The organism is Devosia sp., assembly GCF_040509215.1.
Taxonomy (GTDB): Bacteria; Pseudomonadota; Alphaproteobacteria; order Rhizobiales; family Devosiaceae; genus Devosia.
In genome coordinates this window covers 1-3,065 of sequence record NZ_JBEVLL010000344.1, presented here as the reverse complement: position 1 = coordinate 3,065, position 3,065 = coordinate 1, and the positions used below count along the sequence as shown (strand labels likewise).

Annotated in this window: 5 protein-coding genes and 1 pseudogene; all 6 read left to right on the top strand. The window is 62.2% G+C overall.

Going from position 1 to position 3,065, the window contains the following annotated elements:
* Positions 1 to 502, top strand: a pseudogene (locus ABW043_RS19610) (succinate dehydrogenase/fumarate reductase flavoprotein subunit); the annotation flags it as partial.
* An 11-nt stretch (positions 503 to 513) separates the two neighbouring features.
* On the top strand, positions 514 to 687 hold the full coding sequence (locus ABW043_RS19605; RefSeq protein WP_353922887.1) for a hypothetical protein: 174 nt from the start codon (positions 514 to 516) through the stop codon (positions 685 to 687).
* A 148-nt stretch (positions 688 to 835) separates the two neighbouring features.
* Positions 836 to 1,378: an AprI/Inh family metalloprotease inhibitor gene (locus ABW043_RS19600; RefSeq protein WP_353922886.1), complete on the top strand. Its 543-nt coding sequence runs from the start codon at positions 836 to 838 to the stop codon at positions 1,376 to 1,378.
* Positions 1,379 to 1,380: 2 nt separating this feature from the next.
* A complete protein-coding gene (locus tag ABW043_RS19595; RefSeq protein WP_353922885.1) occupies positions 1,381 to 1,812 on the top strand; it encodes a DUF3052 domain-containing protein in 432 nt (143 codons plus the stop codon).
* Between the two features lie 26 nt (positions 1,813 to 1,838).
* Positions 1,839 to 2,129: a hypothetical protein gene (locus ABW043_RS19590; RefSeq protein WP_353922884.1), complete on the top strand. Its 291-nt coding sequence runs from the start codon at positions 1,839 to 1,841 to the stop codon at positions 2,127 to 2,129.
* 94 nt (positions 2,130 to 2,223) lie between these two features.
* A partial coding sequence (locus tag ABW043_RS19585) for a succinate dehydrogenase iron-sulfur subunit (RefSeq protein ID WP_353922883.1) occupies positions 2,224 to 3,065 on the top strand: 842 nt, incomplete at its 3' end.

The window sequence follows — 3,065 nt, the reverse complement described above, 5'->3', positions numbered from 1 at the left end:
CGCTTCGGACGCAAAAATCCTCGCCCGCTTCGATCGCCTGCGCAATGCCAATGGCTCCCAGCCGACGGCAAAGCTGCGCGACGAGATGCAGCGCACCATGCAGACCGATGCGGCCGTGTTCCGCACCGATGCGTCGCTCAAGAACGGCGTTGCCGCCATGACCGAAATCTACTCGCGTCTTGGCGATGTGAAGGTCACCGACCGCTCGCTGATCTGGAATTCGGATCTCGTCGAAACGCTCGAACTCGAAAACCTCATGGCCTGCGCCATGGCGACGGTGGTCTCGGCCGAGGCCCGCCACGAATCGCGCGGCGCCCATGCGCATGAGGATTTCCCGAGCCGTGACGACGTCGAATGGCGCAAGCACACGCTGGCGCTGGTCGATATCGAAACCGGCAAGGTCGATCTCACCTATCGTCCGGTGATCACCGATCCGCTGACCCCTTACGACCAGGGCGGCATCGATCTCAAGAAGATCGCGCCCAAAGCGCGCGTTTACTGAGGACACAAAGCATGTGCGAGCAGTGCCGGGCTGTTGATGGCGACGACGACCGCGACGCGCTCGCGGCCGCCTTCTACTCAAGCTATGGCAAGGCGGCGGTGGCAAAGCCGGCCCCGCAAAACCATGCAGTGCTCGACAGCAAGGCTGCGCCACCAGCGGCAGTCGCAAAGAAAGTAGCGCGCTAGTCATGTGCCACCTCTGCGAAGAGCGCAGTTATGACGGGTTTCGCCAGACGGCGCCGCAACAGGCACCCGATGGCAAGGCCAAGCCTGCTGCCAAGGGCGAGACGCCCGTCCGCGCGCCTGACTCGCCACCAGCGGGCGGGGCGGCGAAATGATCCGCACGCTTCTCGCTCTCGGTGCGGTTCTGACGCTGGCCGGCTGCTCGACGGGCTCGTTTTCCATGGCGTCCAACGCGCCGCCGGCTCCCGGCAATTTCGGCCAGAGCCAGCAGACCGCGTTTGGCAGCAATGGCATGGCGACCACCAATAGCCAGATCGATCCCAATACCGGCCAGCGCGTCGTCACCGGCGGCAGTTTTTCCGTCGGTACGGCGCCTGCTTCGCCGGCCATGACCAATGCCATGATCGGCAACTGGACCCTTTCGGACAGCTATTCGCGCAATTGCACCCTGTCGTTCAGCGCCGCGCCGCTGACCGGTACTTCGGGCGCGCTGCAGGCCAATCAGAGCGGTTTCTGCTCCAATGAGTTTTCCGCCCTCGCCGGCTGGATGGTTGCCGGAAACGGCGTCGTCCTGACCGACGCGTCGGGACAGCTCCGCGGCCAGCTCGTTGCCGACAATGCCGGGGCGTATCTGGGTACCGTCAACACCATGTTCGGGCCGACGACGGTCAAGCTCAGCCGGGGCGGGGTGTAGCGATGAGCACTGTCGCGGGATATTCGGGCACGCCGCTGGCGCAGAAGCTGGGTCTGAAGGATGGGTTTCGTGCCCTCTTCATCGACCTGCCAGCTTCGCTTAGCGATCTCACGACGTCTCGCGCCTTTGCCGAATCCTCGCGCATCACGCTCGACCAGCTCGGCGATGCGCAGCAGGGTTATGATTTCATCCACCTCTTCACTGCCAGCCGAGCCGTGCTCGAGAAGCTGGCGCAGCCGCTGATGGGGCTTATCGCGCGCGACGGCATGATCTGGGTGAGCTGGCCGAAAAAGGCCAGCAAGGTGCCCACCGACATTACCGAAGACACCATTCGCGAGATCGTGCTGCCGCTCAATCTCGTCGACGTAAAGGTCTGCGCGGTGGACGAGATCTGGTCCGGCCTCAAACTCGTCATCCGGAAGGATGCGCGATGAATTTTCAAACGCTCCATGGAGTGAGCATGCACAAGCTGATCCCAGTCTTGCCGATCCTTCTTGCCGGCGCGCTGCCCGCCTTTGCTGCCGCGCCCACCAATGCACAGAAGGAAGAGTTTTACGCGGTCTGCATGGGCATCGCCCAGGACGCGACGCTTTGCGGCTGCAAGGCCGATGCGGCCATGACGCTGATCGACGAACGTTTCATGGGCGTGGTCATTGCCTCGATGAAGGGCGGCTCGCCCGGCGCCGGGGAATATGACGCCTACAACACCTACGTCGCCAAATCGAACCAGGTCTGCAAGCCGAACTACTGATTGCGACCCATGCCCCACATGCTGCCCCGCAAGGGCGGCGAGACGAGATTGAAGTGCCGGGTTGAGCGGCGTTTCGGAAGGAAGAGTTGAGAAAATGGCCGAACTGACTTTGCGCAAGGCCGACCAGCCGCAAAAGGGCAAAACCTGGCCCAAGCCGGAAGGCGCGACGCGTCTCCGCGAGTTCCACATCTACCGCTACGATCCGGACAAGAACGAGAACCCGCGCATCGACACTTATTTCGTCAATCTCGACGATTGCGGCCCGATGATCCTCGACGCGCTGCTCTATGTGAAGAACAAGGTCGATCCGACACTGACGCTGCGCCGCTCGTGCCGCGAAGGCATTTGCGGTTCATGCTCGATGAACATCAATGGGCTCAATACCCTCGCCTGCACCAAGGGCATGGATGACTCCTCGGGCCCGGTGAAGATCTACCCGCTGCCGCATATGCCGGTGGTCAAGGATCTCGTTCCCGACCTCACCAATTTCTATGCCCAGCACCGCGCCATCGAGCCGTGGCTCAAGACCACTTCGCCCACCCCGCAAAAGGAATGGACGCAGTCGGTCGAAAACCGCGCCAAGCTCGACGGTCTCTACGAGTGCATCCTTTGCGCCTGCTGCTCGACCTCGTGCCCGTCCTACTGGTGGAATGGCGAAAAGTATCTCGGCCCCGCTGCGCTCCTCCAGGCCTATCGCTGGCTGATCGACAGCCGCGACGAAACCACCTCAGAGCGCCTCGACAATCTTGAAGACCCCTTCAAGCTATATCGCTGCCACACGATCATGAACTGCACCAAGGGCATGGAAGAGATCAACGGCACGGTAAAGGTCTATCCTCTGCCGCATATGCCGGTGGTCAAGGACCTGGTGCCCGATCTGTCGAACTTCTACGCACAGCACCGCTCGATCGAGCCCTGGCTGAAGACGGTGTCTCC

Coding starts and splice junctions, on each gene's coding strand:
- ABW043_RS19605 (WP_353922887.1), top strand. CDS start 514: ATGTGCGAGCAGTGCCGGGCTGTTGATGGCGACGACGACCGCGACGCG.
- ABW043_RS19595 (WP_353922885.1), top strand. CDS start 1,381: ATGAGCACTGTCGCGGGATATTCGGGCACGCCGCTGGCGCAGAAGCTG.
- ABW043_RS19590 (WP_353922884.1), top strand. CDS start 1,839: ATGCACAAGCTGATCCCAGTCTTGCCGATCCTTCTTGCCGGCGCGCTG.
- ABW043_RS19600 (WP_353922886.1), top strand. CDS start 836: ATGATCCGCACGCTTCTCGCTCTCGGTGCGGTTCTGACGCTGGCCGGC.